Annotated in this window: 18 protein-coding genes; 4 read left to right on the forward strand and 14 right to left on the reverse strand. The window is 44.3% G+C overall.

All coding sequences use genetic code 11. The features are described 5' to 3' along the window. Positions 1-67: 67 nt before the first annotated feature. Complete coding sequence (locus tag HMPREF1536_RS22875; RefSeq protein ID WP_028728813.1) at positions 68-475, reverse strand: BamJ family beta-barrel-assembly machinery protein; 408 nt, start codon at positions 473-475, stop codon at positions 68-70. Between the two features lie 105 nt (positions 476-580). Between HMPREF1536_RS22875 and HMPREF1536_RS22880 the strand changes: the two genes are divergently transcribed. The 4 genes from HMPREF1536_RS22880 to HMPREF1536_RS22895 all read left to right on the forward strand — a co-directional run bounded on the left by HMPREF1536_RS22880 (position 581) and on the right by HMPREF1536_RS22895 (position 8,072). Further along, a complete protein-coding gene (locus tag HMPREF1536_RS22880) occupies positions 581-1,981 on the forward strand; it encodes an efflux transporter outer membrane subunit (RefSeq protein ID WP_028728814.1) in 1,401 nt (466 codons plus the stop codon). A 121-nt stretch (positions 1,982-2,102) separates the two neighbouring features. Beyond that, complete coding sequence (locus tag HMPREF1536_RS22885) at positions 2,103-3,218, forward strand: efflux RND transporter periplasmic adaptor subunit (RefSeq protein WP_028728815.1); 1,116 nt, start codon at positions 2,103-2,105, stop codon at positions 3,216-3,218. 7 nt (positions 3,219-3,225) lie between these two features. Further along, a complete protein-coding gene (locus HMPREF1536_RS22890; protein WP_028728816.1) occupies positions 3,226-6,360 on the forward strand; it encodes an efflux RND transporter permease subunit in 3,135 nt (1,044 codons plus the stop codon). A 245-nt stretch (positions 6,361-6,605) separates the two neighbouring features. Then, positions 6,606-8,072, forward strand: coding sequence for a catalase (locus HMPREF1536_RS22895; protein WP_028728817.1), 1,467 nt, complete (start codon positions 6,606-6,608; stop codon positions 8,070-8,072). A 69-nt stretch (positions 8,073-8,141) separates the two neighbouring features. Here HMPREF1536_RS22895 and HMPREF1536_RS22900 read toward each other — a convergent pair whose 3' ends face one another. From HMPREF1536_RS22900 to HMPREF1536_RS28290, 13 genes are read right to left on the reverse strand one after another with little or no spacing between them, the layout of a single operon-like run. Beyond that, positions 8,142-9,050, reverse strand: coding sequence for a glycosyltransferase family 2 protein (locus HMPREF1536_RS22900; RefSeq protein ID WP_028728818.1), 909 nt, complete (start codon positions 9,048-9,050; stop codon positions 8,142-8,144). A 14-nt stretch (positions 9,051-9,064) separates the two neighbouring features. Then, positions 9,065-10,288 (reverse strand): glycosyltransferase family 4 protein, encoded by a 1,224-nt coding sequence (locus tag HMPREF1536_RS27740; RefSeq protein ID WP_028728819.1) that lies wholly within the window; start codon positions 10,286-10,288, stop codon positions 9,065-9,067. Beyond that, positions 10,281-11,255, reverse strand: coding sequence for a glycosyltransferase family 2 protein (locus HMPREF1536_RS26770; protein WP_052349871.1), 975 nt, complete (start codon positions 11,253-11,255; stop codon positions 10,281-10,283). The genes HMPREF1536_RS27740 and HMPREF1536_RS26770 overlap by 8 nt, the downstream gene beginning before the upstream one ends. A gap of 12 nt (positions 11,256-11,267) precedes the next feature. After that, complete coding sequence (locus tag HMPREF1536_RS22915) at positions 11,268-12,461, reverse strand: glycosyltransferase (RefSeq protein ID WP_028728820.1); 1,194 nt, start codon at positions 12,459-12,461, stop codon at positions 11,268-11,270. A 9-nt stretch (positions 12,462-12,470) separates the two neighbouring features. Continuing rightward, positions 12,471-13,046 (reverse strand): LbetaH domain-containing protein, encoded by a 576-nt coding sequence (locus HMPREF1536_RS22920; protein WP_028728821.1) that lies wholly within the window; start codon positions 13,044-13,046, stop codon positions 12,471-12,473. A gap of 17 nt (positions 13,047-13,063) precedes the next feature. After that, the gene (locus tag HMPREF1536_RS22925; protein ID WP_028728822.1) at positions 13,064-14,281 is read right to left on the reverse strand and encodes a glycosyltransferase family protein; all 1,218 of its coding nucleotides are present in this window, start codon (positions 14,279-14,281) and stop codon (positions 13,064-13,066) included. An 18-nt stretch (positions 14,282-14,299) separates the two neighbouring features. After that, positions 14,300-16,933: an InlB B-repeat-containing protein gene (locus tag HMPREF1536_RS22930; protein WP_028728823.1), complete on the reverse strand. Its 2,634-nt coding sequence runs from the start codon at positions 16,931-16,933 to the stop codon at positions 14,300-14,302. Between the two features lie 51 nt (positions 16,934-16,984). Continuing rightward, positions 16,985-17,761 (reverse strand): glycosyltransferase family 25 protein, encoded by a 777-nt coding sequence (locus HMPREF1536_RS22935; protein ID WP_028728824.1) that lies wholly within the window; start codon positions 17,759-17,761, stop codon positions 16,985-16,987. Between the two features lie 4 nt (positions 17,762-17,765). Then, positions 17,766-18,434, reverse strand: a complete 669-nt coding sequence (locus tag HMPREF1536_RS22940; protein WP_028728825.1) for a hypothetical protein — start codon at positions 18,432-18,434, stop codon at positions 17,766-17,768. A gap of 29 nt (positions 18,435-18,463) precedes the next feature. Further along, entirely contained in the window at positions 18,464-20,800 is a 2,337-nt protein-coding gene (locus HMPREF1536_RS22945) for a GumC family protein (protein ID WP_044192853.1), read from the reverse strand. A gap of 6 nt (positions 20,801-20,806) precedes the next feature. After that, the gene (locus HMPREF1536_RS22950; protein WP_044192854.1) at positions 20,807-21,619 is read right to left on the reverse strand and encodes a polysaccharide biosynthesis/export family protein; all 813 of its coding nucleotides are present in this window, start codon (positions 21,617-21,619) and stop codon (positions 20,807-20,809) included. A gap of 15 nt (positions 21,620-21,634) precedes the next feature. Then, on the reverse strand, positions 21,635-21,913 hold the full coding sequence (locus tag HMPREF1536_RS22955) for an HU family DNA-binding protein (protein WP_028728828.1): 279 nt from the start codon (positions 21,911-21,913) through the stop codon (positions 21,635-21,637). 31 nt (positions 21,914-21,944) lie between these two features. After that, complete coding sequence (locus HMPREF1536_RS28290) at positions 21,945-22,265, reverse strand: acyltransferase (RefSeq protein ID WP_052349872.1); 321 nt, start codon at positions 22,263-22,265, stop codon at positions 21,945-21,947. Positions 22,266-22,610 lie beyond the last annotated feature (345 nt).

The following is a 22,610-nucleotide window of genomic DNA, read 5'->3' on the forward strand; positions in this document are numbered from 1 at the left end:
TAATAAAGAAAGCCGGAACATGATAAGCAAAGATCATTGTTCCGGCTTTCTTTTTATTTTGCACCAACTAAGCAATCCCCAATAACTCCACCTCAAAGACCAGTGTCGAGAATGCCGGGATAGGCCCCGACGGACGGTTGCCATATCCCAGGGTATACGGAATATATACGATCCATTTATCCCCTACATGCATTTGCTGAAGCGCTTGTTGCCAGCCTTCTATCACCTGGTTCAGACGGAAAGCCTCGGGGCAGCTGCGTTTCCAGGAGTTATCGAATTCGCGTCCATTAATCAACGTACCGCGGTAATGGACAGTGACAACACTGCTCAGTTGGGGCGAAACAGTACCCGTCCCCCGCTCCAATACCTTATATAATACGCCACACGGCAGCTTTGAAACTCCTTCCTGTGAGGCCGTTTCTTCCAGGAACAGCAGGTTTTGTTCCTTATATTCCTCTTTCTTATTTTTAGCCATATTTCCTTATTATTGTTTTTCTTAATTCGCAAAGATAAATCTTTAAATGGAGAACAATTCACCTTTCCGACTGTTCTTTAATGGCTAAATCTAAACAAGTAAATTATGCACATAAGTACATGGTGTTATACTATGCTCTGCCTGCTCTTTCCACTGACGCTATTTGGACAGACGGAGCATAAGTACCTCGATCACGCATTGCCGGAAGCGTGGCAGGAAACCGACAGCAATTTCCAACAGACTCTCCCCGTTGAAGATAACTGGTGGAGAAACTTTAACGATCCGGTGCTGGACTCCCTGATCGATGTAGCCGTGAAGCAGAACTATTCTGTGCAGATGGCTGCCGATCGTATCGCGATGGCGAAAGCCAACCTGCGCAGCGAACAAGGCAGCTATGCGCCTACCTTCGGACTCTCGGCCGGATGGAACCGCCAACAGACGAGCGGCAACACCAGCAGCCTGCCACAAACAACGACGCAATACGCCGACGCCGCCCTCTCCATGAGCTGGGAAATAGACGTGTTCGGCAGTATACGCAACCGGGTGAAGGCGCAGAAGGAAAACTTCGCGGCTTCGAAAGAAGAATACAACGCCGTCATGGTTTCCCTGTGTGCACAAGTGGCTACCGCTTATATCAACCTGCGGGAGATGCAACAGGAAATGCAGGTGGTGACGCAAAACTGCCTTTCGCAACAAGCCGTTGTAGAGATCACGAAGAAACGGTATGAAACCGGACTCGTCTCCAAGCTGGATGTGGCACAGGCGCAATCGGTTTACTACAGTACCAAAGCTTCGTTACCCTCATTGGAAGCCGGCATTATCCAATACACCAACTCGCTGGCTATCTTGATGGGATTATATCCCCAGGATGTGAAATACCTGATGGATGCACCGCGCCCGCTACCGGATTATATCGAAACGGTGGGGATCGGCATTCCCGCCAACCTGCTGCTCCGTCGTCCGGACATCCGTTCCGCCGAACGTCAGGTAAACGCACAGGCAGCCAGCCTGGGTGCTTCCAAATCCGATTGGTGGCCGCAGGTATTTGTCAAAGGTTCGATCGGGTTTGCTTCCCACGATATCGACAAGATAGCCAATCACAACAGCCTGACGTACGAGATCGCCCCGGCTATCTCCTGGAACTTCTTTCAGGGCGGTAAACTGGCGCAGGCCACCCGGCTCGCCAAAGCGCAACTGGACGAAACAGTCCGCCAGTTCAACCAGACTGTCCTGACCTCGGTACAGGAAGTGGACAATGCGATGAGCGCTTACAAGAATTCGATCAAACAGATCGTCGCCCTTCGCGAAGTGGTCAACCAGGGACAGCAAACCCTCGACCTCTCGCTCGACCTTTATAAACAGGGACTGACACCGTTCCAGAACGTGTTGGATGCACAACGCTCCCTGCTATCGTACGAAAATCAACTCACGCAAGCCAAAGGAAGTTCTTTGCTTTATCTGATCAAGCTGTATCAGGCACTCGGCGGCGGCTGGAGTGAGGAGTGACAAACTGTGCACTGCCTACTGCACAAATGTGCCACTATGAGTGCACAAAAGTGCGACTACTATGGCACAGTTGTGCACCCGTAGTGGCACAGCATAACCTATTAAACTAAAAAATGACAATATGAATACAACAATTAAATTCGCCCTGATCGCCCTGGCCACCCTTCTGCTGGCCTCGTGTAAAGGGAAAAAGCAGCCGGCCGAAACGCCTGCGCCTTCCATCAGCGTAGCAACGCCGGAGGTAAAAGATATCACATTGACGAAAGATTATCCGGGCTATCTGAGTTCGGAACTGATGGTCAACCTCGTTGCCCGTGTAAACGGCTATCTTCAGACTTCGCACCTCAAAGCAGGCAGCAAAGTCAGGAAAGGCGACCTCATCTTCGTAATCGAACCGGATACTTATAAGGATAATGTAACGCAAGCCGAAGCTGCACTCAAAACAGCCCAGGCACAACTGGATTATGCCCGCAGCAATTACGAACGGATGAAAGAAGCCGCCAAAAGCGGAGCTGTCAGCCAGATACAGGTCTTACAGGCTCAATCGACCACCAGCGAAATGGAAGCTTCCGTACGAAATGCCGAGGCCGAACTGAACACGGCCCGAACCAACCTGAGCTACTGTTACATCCGCGCCCCGTTCGACGGGAAAATAACCCGTGCCAGCTACGACATCGGCAATTACATCAACGGAAGTGTGCAACCCGTCACGCTGGCTACCTTATATAAGGATGATTTAATGTATGCCAACTTCAACATCGAAGACAACCAGTTCATGAAGATGATGATCACAGCCGCTCAAAACGACTCAACCGTGAAACTGCCGGAGACCGTCTCCGTACATCTGGGAGAAAGCGGACGGCAGAACTATACAGGCCGGCTGGATTATTTTTCCCCTAACGTCGACCTCTCCACCGGGACGCTGAATGTACGCGCCAACCTGGATAACCCGCACGGGGAACTGAAAAGCGGGCTATACGTCACCATCACCCTTCCGTACAGCGAAAAGAAAGATGCTATCCTGGTGCGCGACGCTTCCATCGGAACCGACCAGCTGGGTAAGTTCCTGTATATCGTCAACGATTCCAACATCGTACGGTACCGTCATATCGAACCCGGACAGTTGGTCGGCGATACCCTTCGCCAGATCGTCAGCGGGCTCGCTCCCAACGAACGTTACGTCACCACCGCCTTATTGAAAGTGCGCGACGGAATGACTATTAAGCCTATAAAATAAGAACGTTATGGTAAAATTCTTCATTAACAGGCCGATCTTCGCTACCGTCCTTGCCCTGATCATCGTGGTGGCGGGATTGGTCACACTCAATATATTGCCCATCGCCCAATATCCGGATATCACGCCGCCTACCGTACAAGTGTCGGCTGTTTATCCGGGGGCTGATGCGCAGACGGTTTCACAAACCGTCGGTTTGCCGATCGAGCAACAGGTAAACGGTGTGGACGGGATGCTTTATATGAGCTCCAACTCGTCCAGCTCCGGCGTTTATTCGCTGACAATCACCTTTGCCGTAGGAACGGATATCGACATGGCGACTGTCATGGTACAGAACCGTGTCAGCATTGCACAAAGCAGTCTGCCCGAAGCCGTGATCGTACAGGGGATCACGACTAAAAAACAATCGTCCAACATCGTCATGATGCTTTCGTTGACGTCGAAAGACTCGCTCTACGACGGGCTTTACCTGAGTAACTATGCCAGTCTGAACCTGACCGACCAGCTGGCACGCTTGCCGGGCGTGGGCTCGGTCAGCGTCATGGGAGCCGGTAATTACAGTATGCGCGTCTGGCTCGATCCGGAAGTGATGCGTATCCGTAACCTGACGCCCGACGCGGTTCTCCAGGCCATCTCCACCCAAAACAGGCAGGTCTCCGCCGGGTATGTCGGCCAGCCGATCGCCAAAGCGGATAATCCGTATCAATATACCCTGACGGTCAAAGGTCGTCTGACTACACCGGAGGAGTTCGGAAATATCATTCTCCGTACGGAAAGCGGAGGAAAGATACTCCGCCTGAAAGATGTGGCACGCATCGAACTGGGTAGTTCTTCCTATAATGTGACTTCCCGGCTGAAAGGGCAACAAGCGGCGGCTATCGCAATCTATCAGCTGCCGGGTTCCAACTCGCTGGAAGTATCGAAAGCGGTACGTAATAAGATGGAGGAGATAGCCTCTACCCTGCCCGACGGCGTTGAATACGGCGTCACGCTCGACACCACGGAGGTGATCAATGCTTCTATTGACGAAGTGCTGGTAACCTTCCTGGAAACGACGGCTCTGGTCGTGCTGGTGATCTTCCTTTTCCTTCAGAACTTCCGGGCGGTTATTATCCCCTGTCTCAGTATTCCCGTATCCTTGATAGGGACATTGGCTGTTATGGGGGCATTGGGTTTCTCCGTCAACACATTGACTTTATTCGGACTGATCCTGGCTATTGCCATTGTGGTAGACGATGCGATCATAGTCGTCGAGAACTCGTCGCGGTACATGGATACGGGGAAATACACGGCACGCGAGGCGGTGACAAAGGCAATGGGCGAATTGGTCGGGCCGGTGATCGGTGTCGTACTGGTTCTGCTGGCCGTATTCATCCCGACTACCTTTATAGGTGGTATCTCCGGACAGCTTTACAAACAGTTCGCCCTGACAATCGCAGCGGCAACCGTATTGAGCGGTATCAACTCGCTGACGCTGACACCGGCACTCTGCGCCCTGTTTCTCCGGACGACTAATGATTCGAAGTTCGTCGTCTTCAAGGTATTCAATAAAGTATATGATAAGACGCAGAAAGTCTATGACGATATCGTCGACCGCATGTTAAAGCATCAGTGGGTCACGTTGATTGTCTTTCTGATCGTTTCCGGCGCTGCGGCCATCCTGTTCATGCGCTGGCCTTCCACCTTCATTCCGGAAGAAGACGATGGTTATTTCATTGTCTCCACCCAGTTGCCACCGGCCGCCAGCCTGCCCCGTACGGAAGCTGTCAGTGAGAAGATCAACCGGATACTGGATGGTTATCCGGAAGTGAAAACCTATATGGGTATAAACGGTTTCTCGGTGATGGGCGGCGGCGAACTGTCGAATGCAGCCACCTATTTTGTCGTGCTGAAGAACTGGAAAGAAAGGAAAGGCAAAGGACACACGGCCGAGGACGTGGTGACCCGTTTCAATCGGGAAGCCTACGGCATACAGGAAGCGCAGGTGTTCGCATTGGTTCCCCCGGCCATCCCCGGCCTGGGTGCTTCCGGCGGGTTACAACTTCAGCTGGAAGACCGGAAGAACCTCGGCCCTACCGAAATGCAACAGGCTATCCAGACCTTACTGGAACATTACCACAGCAAACCTCAACTACTTAGCCTGTCGAGTATGTACCAGGCCAACGTTCCGCAGTACAAGCTGAATATCGACCGCGACAAAGTGCAGCTACTGGGATTGCAACTGAGCGACGTCTTTTCAACCCTCAGCTATTACATGGGGGCGGCTTACGTGAACGACTTCGTGGAATTCGGCCGTATCTACCAAGTCAAGATAGAAGCGAGCGACCAGGCACAGAAGGTAATCGACGATGTGATGCGGTTGAGTCTGGAGAACACTTCCGGCAAAATGGTTCCTTTCTCCGCCTTTACCCAGGCCGAACAACAATTGGGACTCGACCAGATCAACCTTTATAATATGTATTCATCCGCCTCTATCACCTGTATCGCCAATCCGGAATACAGTTCAGGAGAAGCCATCAAGGCGATGGAAGAACTGATACAGGAACAGTTGGGGGATAATTTCGGATACGAATGGACTTCCGTTGCGTACCAGGAAACCAAAGAGGGCTCGACAACGATGCTGATATTCGGAATGGCCCTGCTGGTAGCTTTCCTGGTTCTCTCCGCACAATACGAGAGCTGGACGAGCCCACTGGCAGCCATCATGGGATTGCCGATCGCCCTGCTGGGGGCTATCTTCGGTTGCTTTGTGATGGGCGTACCGGTCAGTGTCTATACGCAGATCGGTATCATCCTGCTGATCGCCCTGTCTGCAAAGAACGGTATCCTGATCGTCGAGTTTGCCCGCGACTACCGTGCGGCCGGCAATCCGATCCGTGAAGCAGCCCTTGAAGCCGGGCATGTCCGCCTGCGTCCGATCCTGATGACTTCGTTTGCCTTCGTGCTCGGTGTTATGCCTTTGCTGTTTGCAACAGGAGCCGGAGCAGCCAGCCGCGTATCACTCGGTGCCGCCGTTGTATTCGGTATGGCTGTCAATACGATCTTTGCGACAATCTTTATCCCCAGCTTCTATGAATGGATGCAAACCATACAGGAAAAATGGCTGGATAAGGCTTCTCCCAATAAAAACGTAACAAAACCCTGACAAAAGATCAGGATATATTGTATTCAAAAAAATAACGGTTGCCTGAACTGATCAGAGCAACCGTTATTCATTTCTTCCGGATCATAAACCCCACCTATTGCCACATCAAAATTACCTATTTGACAACTGCTTAAAAACATTTTACATTTGTTGAATAAATTAAAAACAAATGCTGTATAAATCCGGTTACATAAGTATTGAAGGGTAAAATGTTGTCGACTGTATACAGATAAAAATTATTATTTATGGAAAACAAAAAGCTAACAGCTGCAAATGGCCGTCCCGTTGCAGACAATCAGAACATTCAGACGGTTGGTCCCCGCGGACAAGTATTGTTACAAGATCCCTGGTTTCTTGAGAAACTAGCCCACTTCGACCGCGAAGTGATCCCCGAAAGACGTATGCATGCCAAAGGCTCCGGTGCATTCGGTACTTTTACCGTTACACACGACATCACAAAGTACACAAAAGCAGTGATCTTCAGTGAAGTCGGTAAGAAGACAGATTGCTTTGTCCGCTTCTCTACAGTAGCAGGCGAACGTGGAGCAGCTGATGCCGAACGTGATATCCGTGGCTTTGCCATGAAGTTTTACACGGAAGAAGGTAACTGGGATTTGGTAGGAAACAATACGCCGGTATTCTTCCTGCGTGATCCGCTGAAATTCCCCGACCTTAACCATGCCGTCAAAAGAGATCCGAAAACAAACATGCGCAGTGCAAACAATAACTGGGATTTCTGGACATTACTGCCGGAAGCATTGCATCAGGTAACTATTACAATGAGCTCCCGTGGTATCCCTGCTTCTTATCGTCACATGCACGGCTTCGGTAGTCATACCTACAGCTTTATCAATGCCAACAACGAACGTATCTGGGTGAAATTCCATCTGCGTACCTTGCAGGGAATCAAGAACCTGACAGACCAGGAAGCGGAAGCGATCATAGCAAAAGACCGTGAATCGCATCAGCGCGACTTGTTTGAAAGCATCGAAAAAGGTGATTTCCCGAAATGGAAATTCCAGATCCAGCTGATGACGGAAGAACAGGCGGAGAACTACCGTATCAATCCGTTCGACCTGACCAAAGTATGGCCGCACGGCGACTTCCCGCTTCACGACGTGGGTATCCTCGAACTGAACCGTAATCCGGAAAACTATTTCGCAGATGTAGAGCAGGCAGCCTTCAACCCGATCAATACGATAGAAGGTATCGGCTTCTCTCCTGACAAAATGCTTCAGGGTCGCCTGTTCTCCTATGGGGATGCACAACGTTACCGCCTGGGCGTTAACTCCGAACAGATACCGGTAAACAAACCCCGCTGTCCTTTCCATGCTTATCACCGCGACGGCGCCATGCGTGTAGACGGCAACTACGGTGCTGCAAAAGGATACGAACCCAACAGCTACGGCGAATGGCAGGACTCTCCCGAAAAGAAAGAACCGCCTTTGAAAGCCAACGGTGATATCTACAACTATAACGAACGCGAATACGACGACGATTATTACAGCCAGCCGGGAGCTTTGTTCCGTCTGATGCCGGCCGACGAACAGCAGGTATTGTTCGAGAACACCGCCCGTCAGATCGGTGGAGCCGAATTGTTCATCCAGCAACGTCACGTACGCAACTGTTATAAGGCCGATCCGGCTTATGGTAAAGGTGTTGCCGATGCTTTAGGCATCAGCCTGGAAGAAGCATTGAAGGAGACGAGATAAGCCCTTCCGTTTCATAAAGTTATTTCAACTTCCTTCTTAGGAAATTTCGTTTCCTGAGGAGGAAGTTAATCAATATCTACAATTATAGGTCTCTTCCAGATATTTTCTAATCATCTCCCGATTTGTACCGCAAGCCTGTTTGATCTCAAAAACTTTAGCATCGACCAAGGTTCTATACCACCAGCCTTGCAGGAAATGCCACAAAAAACCTTCCTTTCCATCCAGCCATCCACCCTTTATGAAATACCGGTAACAGAAATAAAGAAAGGCACGCCAGAAAAGAGGTATACGTACATAACGATCCTTTATTTTTCTTTTATGCATAGCCTGGGCTACGAGTTGTTTCTCTTCTCCCGGCTGTAATTCATGCCACAAGTTCAGTTCCGTATCCAGCAATTCAGCTGCTTCACGGACAGCATAATTCACATGTTTATTACAGAACCAGGAAAGATTATTCAGATTGTGATCGACAAAATCATGGACAAAATTCACAATCCTTCCTTCCAGTAACTGAATATGTTCGTCCATCAACCTTTGTTCACAAACGGCTTTACCATAACGGAACATGCGAAGTAAATGCACGGGATAAATACCCCGCTTCATCCATTTCCCCAGAAAATAATGTCTCCGTTTAAAAACGATACCGGATACATCTGCCGGTAAAAAAGATACTTTTTCTAATAATTCATCGATCAATTCCGGCAGCAAATATTCATCGGCATCTAGCCGGAGAATCCAATCCGTACGAACCGGAGCATGCACCAATGCCCAATTCAGTTGCTTGGCATGATTGTTCTCCCATTTATTCTGTAATATCACGGCGCCATATTCCTGCGCTATCTCCAGCGTGCGGTCAGTTGAATAAGAATCTATTATGAAGATATCCTTTGCCAGTTCCCTTATATTTTCCAGACAACGGCGAATATGAATTTCTTCATTATAGGTAAGTATAATAACAGAAATATCTGGCTTATTCATTCTTTATCCTTTTCTTACGTATGGGTTACAGAATCCAACTGATCCAAAAAACTGGAAACCAGCACGTTTATATCATACGGATATTTTAGTTTCTGTACGTACCGATGCTGCATGTATTGCTCTATAAGAAAAGACAAGCGTTCATAATCCTCTTTTGGGAAAAGCCATTTGTCCTTTTCCACATCGGCTATATATTCAGAGGCTCCCTGATGTTCGCAAAGCATAAAAGGTACGCCACAGGCATAAGCTTCTGTAAAAACACAGCCAAATCCTTCATAAAAGGTTGGTAATACAAATAAATCCAATGAATTATAATAAGTCAGCAACTCTCTATGATGCACCTCCTTTTCAAACCGGATATAACCGGAAAGACTATGTCCGGCCACATATGCCCGGCATTCGTCGAACAATGGGCCTGTCCCGATAAAAGAGATCCGGAGTTGTCTGTAACCTTTATGAAGTAAGAGCTCTACTGCTTTCACCAATGTGATCTGACTTTTCAGATGATGAAAATTTCCGATACAGCCTATTTTAAATATTGTCTTATCCCTCCTCCCTTCTATGGGATAAAATTTTGTCAGATCCACTCCGTTATATAGTACCAATGAGTGTTTCGGAGAAATTGAAGGCAAGTGTTTGGCCTTTTCGAGTGTCTCCAGATAAGAAGGATAACTCTCATATTTACCGGGACGTGGAAATGACAATAAATTATCTTCAACCACACGACTTATAGAGACATGGCAATCCACCCGGTTGAACAATGCGATATTTGTTTTAGCCCGATAATAGAGATTCGGCTTCATCTTTGCCAGGCGTCCGTTCCGTATCGTAAAAGGATCGCGGTCATGGTGTTGTACCAATGTCCGGATGCGGGGATTCAGTCTTTTCAATGCGATCCCATAAGCGGCAAACGAAGAGGTATGTCCATGTACTACAGCTATCCGGCTTATATCCAGTTCCAACCGGGCAATACATTTCAGAAACATGCTGCAATTAAACCCGTTACTCAAGCCATTGAAGAAGAAAGAAGGCATCTGAACAGACGGAAATAAATGAACTGTTATTCCTTCATATTCATAACTGTCCCGTTTATCGTTCAATGTTGTCGGTTTGAAAACCATTACATCATATTTACCTGTCCGCCGGATCGCTTTCACCTGATCATAAATATAAGGCCCTCTGAAAGAGTCCGGTGTCGGAAAAAAAGGCGTAACACATATATATATTTGATCAGCCATTTTTAAGCCCTCTCAATATAGCTTTTACCTTAGACCCAAGCCTGGCCCCGAAGCTTATCATCCGGGGAGCATGTATATAACCTCCGCACATGAAATAAAAAGTTCTTTCATCTTTCCATAAATCGGTTCTGATTTCCTTCTTACTCCAATAATATTTTTTCAATATACTGATTACTTCCGTTCTGTTACCCTTTATTGCTTCCACTAGAGGGGAAATAAACAAATAACAAATCTGCTTTTTTATTCGTGGCTCATAAGGATAAATATCCAGAAGAGACCACACAGACTCAAGCATTTCCATCGATAAACCTAACGTCTTTTCATCTACTTTCCTTGTTACGGAATTTCCGTTCCAGACATAGTTATACAAACAGATATCAAGTACCACGAGCTCCTTCACCTTCAATATTATCTGCATATTCAAATAGAGGTCTTCCCCTATAAAAATCTTTCTGTACACTATTTCATCGAATAATGATTTCCGTATCAGTTTTCCCCAGATAGGCCATAATCCCATGCCGATCATAAATGTCAACAGCTCCTGCCCCGACAAACCGTTCATCCGTTTATCCCAATAATATTCCTGTTTGTCATCACCGAATATCCGGTTAAAACCAGCTATCACACAGTCGGAATCATTTTTTATGATCTCTCGATATAATATTTCTATGGCATCGCTCTCGATATAATCGTCACCATCCAGATGATAGACATATTCTCCCCTGGCTATATCCAGTCCGGATTTACGGGCATAGATCAATCCTTCGTTCTTTTTACTTACCACTACTATACGCTCGTCAACGGCTGCATATTTGGCTATGATCCGGGAAGAGGTATCGGTGGAACCATCATTTACTACTATAATTTCTATATCCCGGAAAGTCTGGTTGATACATGATGATAAACAGGTTTCCAGATAAGGATCGACATTATATACCGGAATAATTATGGATACTTTTATATTCATACGAAAGAGATTCTATTTATTTAATAACGACTGGAACAAACCAAGCCATTCAGGTCCTATTTTTTCAATACTATATTGTTCGACAGCCCGGACTGCGTTAGACTGCATTTTACTCAAAAGAGAGGGATTTGAAGCCAGTTCATATAATTTTTCCGCATACGTATCCAGATCAAACGGCTCTATCAGGTAACCATTTTCCCCATCTGTTATTGCATCTGTAACTGCAGCAAAACTGGAAAAAGAAATAGGGACGCAACCATTCTGCATCCCTTCCAGAATAAACATATTAAACCCTTCAAAATTTGATACCAATGATACGATCTTTGCTTTGGCATAATACGCTAACGGAGACTGATAACCATGAAAAAAGACATTATTCAGTCCAAGTTTTTCAGCCAGAATTTCCAGATCCCTCCTTTCCTTTCCATCTCCAACTAACTCCAATTTCCAGCCCGGAAGCCTGTTCTGTATTTTATGCCAGATATATAACAGGCGATCAACCCTTTTTTCCGGATAAGAAAGGCGCCCGACAAATAAAATACAGTTTTCCTTCTGATCCATCGTTCTTACCTCTATATTCGAAAAAGTAAGAGGATTCGGTATGGATACTATTTTACTTGAAGAGGATATTCCGATCAGTTCTTCAAATTCATCAATATATTGGGGAGACAAAACAACAATAGTATCCGTATACCGATACATAAAATTCATCTTCTTCTTTTTCAGCCTATAGATGCGTTTCTTAAAATAAGGCAATCGAATACGGCGCAGCAACGACCTGGTACTAAGCACCGGACTGCTCCATGAATATTCTAATTTACATAACTCGTTAAAGTTGCGGAATCCGGAGTCTATAGAAGTATGAATGGTGGAAACGATCTTTGTTTCTGTCGTTAGTACCTTATGGTTACACAAATACACATCATCGTTCCAGACATCCTGATTTATCAATATATCTATTTGCAGTTTTTCCAGTAACTGATCTAAAAAAGATATATTTTCAGGAGAATCCCCACGGGCAGAATCCGGCAAAAAGAAGGTACGGATATCTGCATTTTCCAGGGACTTTCCCATATCAACTCTCACTAAATAATAAATAGTATATCCAATCGATTTTAAATAATGAGCCACAAGGTCTGTAACACGTTCAGTTCCTCCATGCTCAGGATCTATCGGATATGTATTATAGAATAAGATATTCATCATCTTAAAAACTTAATCAGTTTCAATTATTCGTTTTTTCAATACTCTTGCCGGATTTCCTCCTACTACCGTCCACGGGGCTATAGCCTTGAATACACTGGCACGTGCACCGACTACCGCACCCTGACCGATCGTTACCCCCATACCGACAAATGAATCTGCCGCTACCCAAACCTGATCTTCTATTATGATCGGGGCAATGATCAGTGGAGAAGCGCTATGGGTTATGTCATGTGAAGAAGCACATAAATAACTCTTTTGAGAAACGGTAGAATGCCTGCCTATTTTTACCGATGCCGGATTATAGCAATCCACCTCCGGCCCCAGACAAGAATAAGCTTCCATCTCCAGATTCCACGGTGCCCAAATCTTTACAGAGGAATAGACTTTTGCCGTAGGATGTAATTTTGCCCCGAAACAACGTAGAAGGAATAACCGCCAGGGATCGAATAAAAACAAACCGAATGGCCGGAAGGCTATGATACGAACCACATTCCAGGCTGCACGGCCCAGTTTATTCTTCAGGCTCAATTTATTCCGATATTTCGACAGGTCGACTTTTATGTCGTTACTATATTCCGGTTTCATACAGCTGCAGGAGATTGTTATTTTAATACGTCCAGAAATCTTAATAAACTCTGCTTTTCCATGCCTACCAGTTCTCTGGCATACTTCCGGGCCATTTCTTTCTTCATATTTATTGTTTCCGGTGATATCTGATCCAGAAACTGCGTAACTACGACTGAGGTATTCTCCCGGTCTGAAACCAACCAGACGGCATCAGGGAACATACAGGCTCCATCCGATTCCTGATGGGCATTATATAAGACCGGGGTACCGGCACAGATGGCACTTACGACTTTCGAAGGGACACAGATATGGCTCCAGGCTGAAAGTAAAGAGGCTACATTCACATCGACATATTGCACTTCGTCCTGTGGCAGATAATCCAAGATGCGGACAACAGGATAATTACGGACACGATCTAATATAGACCTCGCTTTACAACCATACAACCGAAGCAACATAATATGTTTTTCTGGTTCTAACCGATCGATCAACTCCAGCAGAAAAGCGGCGTTATGCGCTTCCCCCATATTACCGGCATAACAAAAAATGATCTTATCTTCATTGTCGATACGCCAGGAAGGAACAACCGACGGTTCGTTTTCATAAACTCCGCAGGGAAGAATAATATGAGGTATAAAATCGCATCTATATTGCTTACATAAATAGCGATATTGCTGCTCTCCCAATGCTATCAGGAAATCGGGAACACGACTATAAACAAACGTAAACAGCAAACGGTACCCCCAATTATCCTTAGAGACTAAACCAGCGGAAACAAAAGCCTCCGGATACAGATCCATCGTCCAAAAGACTAAGCGACTACGATAAAAAGGACGTAGTAGAACCGCCCAAGCATTCAACAAAGAGGGATCAGTCATTACAATCTTCAGATCATGACGCAGTAAAAACATGGAACGCAACATCAACCGGCAACCGTCTATCAGGTTAACAGCTAAACGGATCAGATTATTTCTACCTTTATACAATCCCTTGAGCTCAATCGTACGATAAGGTAAAATATCTTCATCGGCAGGCATTTTCCCATTATAGTCGACGTGAATAGAAACAACAGTTACTTCAATTCCTTCCGCAAACAAGTAATCTGCCAGTTTCCTTATCGGATAGCCTGTTGCCGAAGGATGTCGTGCACCATATTTATTTACAATCGTCACTCGTTTGCGATTATTCAAAGGGACATCAGCCCCTTCCCCTCTCTTCTTAAAAAAGAAGAAGGGGTTCTTCATAAACTTCATAAATGATGCACTCCGGTTTTATCCGATTACTTTAAAGATCCAATCGGTTTTCAGATAAGTGACTTTTACGATATATATTTGTTTTTCCGACAAGGGCATACGGATATAGTCGTCTTTCGATTCATTCGTACTTAAAATACGTCCGGCCATATCCATTACGACAATCTTCGATCCGGCACAAATATTGTCCACATGCAACATATGATCCCTGACGGAAACAGTAGGAGATCCTGTACGGATATCCTCAACGCCCGTATCTATTTCCGCACTTTTAAAGTTAGCATAAATAAGTGCATTCGTTTCATCCAAAATAAATGAATACGGATTTTGAGTCGAGAGGGTTTCATTTAATCCATTTGTCCATTTCTCAAAAACAAATCCTTCTTGAGGGGTTGCTGTTACAGTGATCCTAGTTCGTTCTGCCCAATGTCCCGGTCCGGGATAACTACTTACAGTACCGACTGTTCCGGTAGGGGGAATAATTACAAAATCGTAATAAACAGGCCCGGGATTCTGATTCTCTTTAAATTCAGCATAGACAATCATATCGCCGGTCAAACTGAACCTATACGGATTTTGAGTTGAAAGGGTTATATTGTTTCCATTAACCCACTTATCAAAAACAAATCCACTTTTGGGAGTTGCGGTTACAGTGATTGTGGTTCGTTCTTCCAAACGTCCCGGATCTGGTTTACTACTTACCGAACCAACTATTTCAGTAGGGGGAATAAGAATAAAATCATAATGAACAGGTTGGGGAATTTCGACTTTCTTAAATCTGGCATAAATAGCCGTATCCCTTGTTAAGCTAAACGCATATGGGTTTTCCGTTGAAAGCAAATCTCCCTTTTCATTTATCCATTTTTCAAATACAAATCCATCCAGGGCTTTAGCCGTTACGGTTATCTTCGTGTTCTCTTTCTGACTTCCGGTTTCATGACTACTTTTTACTGTTCCTTCCTGTTCATTTTCGGATGCAACAGCAAACTTATAATCAACTCCCGTATTACTAACAAGCCGTTCACTGATAAACGGAGCAGGTGTTTCAGCAATTGTAATTCCGTTTAACAGACCTGTTTCACCATAATTCTTCATCTGTAAAACAACACGATCCTTATATACATATACGATCAGGGTCTGAATAAGCCGGGAATTTCTAATACTGGCATATTCATCGATAGTGCTGCCATAATAACGCATCGACCCGGCAAATGAGGAGCAAAAGCTTTTAGTTCCACGCTCTTTTCCAGCAATCGTCCATATAGCAGAATAATCATCACCAAGGTTAGAGTCAAAATAAGTAGCATCTGTTCCGCTCACCGATACAACGACCGATTTCAAACGGCGATCAGCACCACTTTTCCCGTTCTTCTCATTTGTCAGTGCATGGTACTCTTCATTATCCTTAAAGACGATCAGGTATTGTTTGCCATCCTCTACAGAAGATACTTGAGTAGCTTTCGATTCTCCTCCATCCGTTGAAACAATTTCATATAAAAACAGGTCTTTTGCCTCACGATTTACAGAAAACATCTTAGATCCTGTACTGAAATAAAGATGAGGGGTAATCCCGTCATTAATCTTTATATTGAACATCCCGTTATTTACAGAGGAAACGGTACATATATTTTCATTCTCCAACAAATTAATATTCGAATCACCATAACCTAAATATTTATTGCATAAATCTTTAATACAAAACAGGGTTCCTGATTCATTCTGGTCTGTTTCCACATACCAGTTTCCGTTCGAATCATATTGGGTAACCCGTTGAGCTGTTTCCGTCCGTATGTATGCATTGTCTCCCCCATGATCATGCCCGTAAATATAAATCAGATTCCTATATTTAGTGAGGGTCGATTTCAGTAAAACAGTCGATTCGACAGGATTCAATCCTTTATTTCCATGAACATGAATGCTTTTGGAATCGGCAAAAGGGAAATGAGCCATAAAGAATATCGTCTTATCAGGATCGTCTTTACATATCTCCTCCAGTTTATTCTTACACCAGGTTACTGATTCAATGGAATACTGATAATTTATAGCACTCTGGTACAAAAATTTCCCTGTATTTAAACATACAAAATCAAAACCATTAATGACATAATGGAAGGCTGCCAGCAAATCATATTTACCATCCAATGTCTTCTCATAAAAACAATCTTTTTCGTCGAGTTCACCTACATTCGTTTTCATCGGGAAAGTGTAGAAGTCACCCGCATTATAGTTGGCGGAGCCTTCTCCCTGCCAGACATCTTTCCCTACTTCATAATCATGGTTCCCGTTAATATAAAGTACCGGTTTATTCTTTGCATCGTCCTGAAAAGCTTCTAAAGAGGCTTCATGCATCAATTCGCGGACTCTTTCCCAATTACTTTTCGGTATCGAGACATCGCTGGTATAGTCACCGTTCATAACAAGCAGATCTATATTCTCTTCTTTCTTAATCCTTTCTATCGTATTGATAACTGTTCCCCGCAGACGGACATTCTCAATACTCCCACTGATAAGATCCTGCTGGTTATGAAGATCCGAGAGTATGGCAACAGTAAAGATCGGTTGGTCATTGCCTTTATTGTCTGTTGATTCTGCAAATAAGTTTGTAACAAAAAGAAAAGTTGCAACCAGTAAAATCAGATATAATTTATTCATTTGAATTGATATTTATTTTTGACATAAAAATGGTAATACCATAAATGCGGATCAGTTACGGTCTTTGAAGTAATTCCTGAAAGACAAGATCTTTGCAGACAGCAACAGTTCACAATAAAATCGTGTCCAACAATGTTTTAACTGATACCGAAACGGTAAATCCGATAAACGGACATAATCCGTACAATCATCCTGTATTTCAGATGGCTTATCGATGCTGGAGCCTCCGGAAATAAACGTAGGATAGATCCCTTCAGCCAGTATGCCTATCCTTTTCATATGTGTAAAATCATCGGCAACAATAGAAGGACGCGATGCTTTCAATAATCGCTCCGCAGCCTTCTTGTTGATCAGATAAGCACATGCACCATAAGCATCCCAAAGCCTGTAAAAAGAGAAGTTATCGACCAGATGGACACTTTTGGTGTAATAAATAGCATGTGTAGTAAAAGAGATGATATGAGGTTGTGCACTTTTCATTTTTCCAGCCATCTCTTTTATCAGGCTATCCACTCTTTCCGGATAAAAAAAAACTACATCATCTTCCAGTACCAAAGCGAACTCTTCATCCGACGCCAATAGTCTTTTGTAACATTCCCGATGACTGTGCACGCAACCAATCTCACCACGCTTGGGAGTTCGCCGGTACCGATAAGTGAATTTTAAAACGTCAAAGTTCTTTTTTACATCTTCTGAAGACATTCTTCTGCCGTTAACTGCTTCCACTATTTCCACATCCATACACGGATACTTGGTAACTTCAGACAACAAGGCATTTCTGCGAACGACAGACTCTTTCATATTTATCACATACGTCTTTATCTTCATTCGATCACTTTTGAGAAAAACGATAGACCAGACCAGCAGTAACCCCCATATATCCTTCCAGTTTACGGCCACCGGTATGGCTATTGAACTTATCTCTCACGATCGTACCATCCATTTCCAAAGCAACACTCCAAAAGTCTGTCAGACGAAAATTCACCTGTCCTCCCAAAATCATAGCAGGAGAAAATTTTGCAGAGAATTCATTCCGGGAAGGTGTCCAGGCACCTCCTACCCCTGTATACAAAAAAACAGACACCGGACGATTCGAGTTCTTTTCGGCTCCCCAGTTCATTACATTGGTAATAAATTCCACATAGCCATCCGCAAAATAAAACTTGCCATCGGAATCGACTTCTTTTACTTTCACTGCACCGTTTTTAAACACACCTCCGTCCAATTGCATACGAAGTCCCCACACTGATGAAAACCAACGGGCAACAGAGAGTTTGCCATAAGGAGTTATAAAATCTGCTTTCTTCATGTCACCATCCCATTCTCCCTGATACAAAGTTGCACCTCCGGACAAAGAGACTGTCCAATAACTACTGTTATCCCCGGTTTGCGAAACCTGTATATCCGGATTCGTATTTCCGGAAGATTCCTGCTCCACCTGAGCAAATACAGAAACTACGTTCAAACAAAAAAGAAGCATAAAGCAAGATAGAGCTTTCATAATCAAATTAGTTAGTTTATTATTATTATTTATTTTGAATTAGAATCAGATGCATAACCATATCCATAATAGCCATAGCCGTAGTATCCGTAACCATACCCATATCCGGCATGTTTGTTACATACACCATTCAATAAAACCGACATACCTGGTAATTTTTCACTTGTATATAAGTTCTCTATTTCAGGCAATTGTCTACGATCCATCACTCCCTCACGGATCACATAAATACACAAGTCTGCAATACGGCTGATTATCTGGGCATCAGCTACCAGCCCATAAGGAACTGTATCAACCAGAATATAATCATACTGTTCCCTCAAGCCGGCTACCAACTGATCCAGGCGCGAAGTCAGCAACAGTTCGGAAGGATTGGGCGGAATAGGTCCGGAAGTAATTACATCAAAATCGCTGTTGTTTTTATAAGGGCGGATCAACTGCTTGAATTCATTAACCCTGCCGGCCAGATAATTCGTAATACCCGGTAAAATACTTTCACCCGGTTCCCTCTTTGAACCTTTACGTATATCCATTTCCAGCAGGATCACTCGTTTTCCTGTCTGTGACAGGGAAATAGCTAGATTTAAAGAGATGAACGATTTGCCAGCACCTGGATTAGAGGAAGTTAACATGATAACCTGTGCTCCTTTGTCCTTATCCAACATAAAATCAATATTCGTACGGACGATACGGAAAGCTTCCGATGTACCGTCATGACCATGCTTAGCTGTATCTACCCCTTGTTTTTTCCTGTGACGGTAGGGAATCTCTCCCAGGAATGGAATGGTGAGGTTGTCTGTGATATCTTTACGCCCCCGTACGGTTACGTCCAGCATCGGTTGCAAATAAAAGACTAATCCCGGTATAATCAGGCCTATTAAAAACGCTCCCAGCAGAACCACTATCTTGTTCGTTCCGGCAACACCAATTCCGTAAGCCCAGTCGATAACACGGACATTACTATTAGTCGTAGCTATGCTCAACGCATTTTCTTCCCGCTTATTCAATAGATAGAGATAAAGTTCCTCTTTAATCTTTTGTTGTCTTTCCACCGTTAAGACATATTTCTCCTGTGTCGGAACGGTTGCAATCCATCCATCTACTTTGGCAAGCCGGCTGCGTACGTCCGACAATTTCCGTGACATAGCATGCTGAAGGTTATCCAGCACTTTCAGAATGGTCACGCGCAAAGCCTTCAGGTCAGCTTCTTTTTCTTTGACAACCGGACTGCGATTTCCCTTCTCTTTCAGCTTATTTCTGACCAACAGGATAGCATTATATTCAGCAATCAACTCTTCTACGCCCGTATCCATAATGCCGCTATTTACCGGAAGTAACTGCCATTCTTTTATCGGATCCCGAAGATATTCGCGGATCAGCCTTACTAACTCCTTCTGGCCTCCCAACTCTATTTCTTCCTGTTCATACCGGCTACGGTCGCTAACAAAAAGCCCAGCCTCCGAAGTGAGATCAACCAGTTGATTCCTTTTTTTAAAGTTCTCGATATCACTATCCACCCCACCCAGTTCATCATTGATAATAGCCAGACGCTCATCGATAAAAACACCCGTATTCTGAATGATCAGATTTTTATCACGGATAGCTTCATCATTGTATACATCAATCAAAGTATTCAGAATAGCATCCGCACGTTCCGGATTCGTGTCCTGGTATTTCAGAGCCATAAGTGTCGCCTCCCTCTCCGCCAGTTCCACTTCCAATCTCGACAAGCAGGATGCGATAGCCGCTTCTTCCGTAATACAGGAAATCTGTATAGGTATACCGAAATAGACTTCACCCAATAGGGGAGATAGGTTTACAACTATCTTTCCTACCGATGTTTGTACTTCCTGACCAAAATGTTCCTCTGTTATCCGATCCTCGTCATCCGGAAAATCAGTCACCTGATAGGTCGTCGACGATATGGGAATAACCGTAAAAGTAACGGGTAATGACAAAGTTGAATCCGGGAATTCCACCTGGACAGGTGAATCATTATAGAGTATTTTCTTTCTTAGACCTTGTTTTAACGAGTATTCCCGGTCAAGCGACAAACGGCGTACGACTTCCATCATCAATGAACGGGATTTAAAAACCTGCATCTCATTGTTTACATCATAATTCTGGTTAAAGAGTTGTTTTTCTATAAATGCTTCTTCCGTATTGGATTGTTTCTTCAGCATAACGATTGCCTGCCGTTTATAGACTGTAGGAACTGTTTGCAAATACACATAAGCCACTATCAGACAAAGCAACACAGAGATAACAAACCAATACCATTTTGAAAAAAGAACATCTATAATCGTGCGGATATTAAACTCTCCGTTTAAATTCAACTTCTCGGTATAAGGTATTTGTTCTTTCATGTTTTTTTATTTAAAGATCAGTACGCTCATCGAAAACAGGAAAGAGAGAATAGACATCCAAGTTCCGACATTTGTAAATTGATTTTGTTTACTGGCTTCCGCCTTGACACGGTTTGGCTCTACATAAATCATGTCATTTTGTTTCAGATAATAATTAGGTGACTGGAAGACATCGATCGATCGTAGATCATGGTACAGGATAATACGTTCTCCGTCTATTTCACGTATTACGGCCACCCGGTCGCGTTTTCCATAGATTGTCAGGTCACCCGCCATGCTCAGTGCTTCGAGCAGCGTGATCCGTTCGGATGAGATATTATAAGTACCGGGACGAGCTACTTCTCCTAAAACAGATATACGGAAATTCAGAAAACGGACTGTTACAATAGGATCTTCTATATAACCTTCCTTTTTCAATCTCCCTTCAATGAGATCGACCACTTCCCGGCGGGTCAAGCCGGCAACCTTTATCTTCCCCAGCAACGGATAATTAATCGTTCCATCCACTTCCACCAGGTATCCGCGGTTGTATCCGACATTTCCATTATAGTTTCCATCATAACCTCCACCATAATTTCCGCTACTATAATTACCTCCTCCATATTGCTGGACAAAAGGCCGGAGTAATTCAGGTTCAATACAACTTACCACAATATCCAGTAAATCATCCTTCTGTATCTTTAGGTCGAATGTATCCGCAATGGCAGTTTTCTTCAGTAATCCATCTCCCTGCAAATAGGTGATATCTTTCACCGAGCCACAGGCGGACAGTAGGTAAGCAATAAAAAACACTCCTAAAAGGATATTATATCTTTTCATACTTATATTCGATAATTATTGCGGATTCAATTTCTTTATCAATCCTTTACCCGGTTTGAACTTCACACTTATCCGCTTACTGATCATACAATCTTCTCCTGTACGCGGATTACGTCCCGGACGTGCCACTTGCTTCCAGGGCATATATTGCCCGAAGTTTTGTAACATCACAGATTCATTCTGCGAAATTGTTTCACTTACCACTTCGTTCATCGTGTTCAGAAATTGCAATGTTTCAGAAACAGTAGTAGACATACGGGATGCGATCTCCTTTGCTAATTCAGTTTTATTCATACAATATTTGAGTTTAGTTTATATTTTTCTTTCAAAATTTCCATGAAACATTCTGTTTGAGTACTTTCGCAGGAACTCCTCCGGCCAGGCAGCCAGCAGGAATATCTTTGGTGACCACAGCCCCTGCTGCTATAATGGCACCTTTTCCAATCCTGACACCTTTAAGTATGGTGCTATTGATCCCAATCCATACATGATCCTCTATTATGACCGGACTGTTTACCTCCTGTTCGTGGCCTTCATAAAATATCTGATGATTATCCGTATCCCGAATACTTACATTATCCCCTATAAGTACCTCCTCACCTATCTCGATATGGGTCGTACAATAAATACGAGCATTGTTATTCATAATAGCTTCTTTTATTTCCAGCCGTCCATTCGCTGCTACGACAATACTAATTCCGGAATTGCAGTATAAATAGTCATGTACAATACATCGGGAATGCCTGTGTAATACGAATTGAGTCAAACGGACTGTATCCTTCCCCCATGGAAAAATATTCAGTTTTCCCGTTTCCCCCAACGAAAGTGTATTGGGAGAAACTTTAAAACTGACTTTACGATGCACATATACTCTGCCTTTCCATTTATAATATCTATGTGCGCCCGTAAAGGTTGCATCGTAAACATCTCTTTGGCAAGAGATTAGGAAAGTGTTCTTTGAAAATAACCTATCATCAGCCGACTTATCTGT

The sequence above is a fragment of the Parabacteroides gordonii MS-1 = DSM 23371 genome (assembly GCF_000969825.1).
Taxonomy (GTDB): Bacteria; Bacteroidota; Bacteroidia; order Bacteroidales; family Tannerellaceae; genus Parabacteroides; species Parabacteroides gordonii.

Bases quoted from the DNA above. Each gene is read 5' to 3' on its own strand.
- HMPREF1536_RS22875 (WP_028728813.1), bottom strand. From the start codon at position 475: ATGGCTAAAAATAAGAAAGAGGAATATAAGGAACAAAACCTGCTGTTC.
- HMPREF1536_RS22880 (WP_028728814.1), top strand. From the start codon at position 581: ATGCACATAAGTACATGGTGTTATACTATGCTCTGCCTGCTCTTTCCA.
- HMPREF1536_RS22885 (WP_028728815.1), top strand. From the start codon at position 2,103: ATGAATACAACAATTAAATTCGCCCTGATCGCCCTGGCCACCCTTCTG.
- HMPREF1536_RS22890 (WP_028728816.1), top strand. From the start codon at position 3,226: ATGGTAAAATTCTTCATTAACAGGCCGATCTTCGCTACCGTCCTTGCC.
- HMPREF1536_RS22895 (WP_028728817.1), top strand. From the start codon at position 6,606: ATGGAAAACAAAAAGCTAACAGCTGCAAATGGCCGTCCCGTTGCAGAC.
- HMPREF1536_RS22900 (WP_028728818.1), bottom strand. From the start codon at position 9,050: ATGAATAAGCCAGATATTTCTGTTATTATACTTACCTATAATGAAGAA.
- HMPREF1536_RS27740 (WP_028728819.1), bottom strand. From the start codon at position 10,288: ATGGCTGATCAAATATATATATGTGTTACGCCTTTTTTTCCGACACCG.
- HMPREF1536_RS26770 (WP_052349871.1), bottom strand. From the start codon at position 11,255: ATGAATATAAAAGTATCCATAATTATTCCGGTATATAATGTCGATCCT.
- HMPREF1536_RS22915 (WP_028728820.1), bottom strand. From the start codon at position 12,461: ATGATGAATATCTTATTCTATAATACATATCCGATAGATCCTGAGCAT.
- HMPREF1536_RS22920 (WP_028728821.1), bottom strand. From the start codon at position 13,046: ATGAAACCGGAATATAGTAACGACATAAAAGTCGACCTGTCGAAATAT.
- HMPREF1536_RS22925 (WP_028728822.1), bottom strand. From the start codon at position 14,281: ATGAAGTTTATGAAGAACCCCTTCTTCTTTTTTAAGAAGAGAGGGGAA.
- HMPREF1536_RS22930 (WP_028728823.1), bottom strand. From the start codon at position 16,933: ATGAATAAATTATATCTGATTTTACTGGTTGCAACTTTTCTTTTTGTT.
- HMPREF1536_RS22935 (WP_028728824.1), bottom strand. From the start codon at position 17,761: ATGAAGATAAAGACGTATGTGATAAATATGAAAGAGTCTGTCGTTCGC.
- HMPREF1536_RS22940 (WP_028728825.1), bottom strand. From the start codon at position 18,434: ATGAAAGCTCTATCTTGCTTTATGCTTCTTTTTTGTTTGAACGTAGTT.
- HMPREF1536_RS22945 (WP_044192853.1), bottom strand. From the start codon at position 20,800: ATGAAAGAACAAATACCTTATACCGAGAAGTTGAATTTAAACGGAGAG.
- HMPREF1536_RS22950 (WP_044192854.1), bottom strand. From the start codon at position 21,619: ATGAAAAGATATAATATCCTTTTAGGAGTGTTTTTTATTGCTTACCTA.
- HMPREF1536_RS22955 (WP_028728828.1), bottom strand. From the start codon at position 21,913: ATGAATAAAACTGAATTAGCAAAGGAGATCGCATCCCGTATGTCTACT.
- HMPREF1536_RS28290 (WP_052349872.1), bottom strand. From the start codon at position 22,265: ATGAATAACAATGCTCGTATTTATTGTACGACCCATATCGAGATAGGT.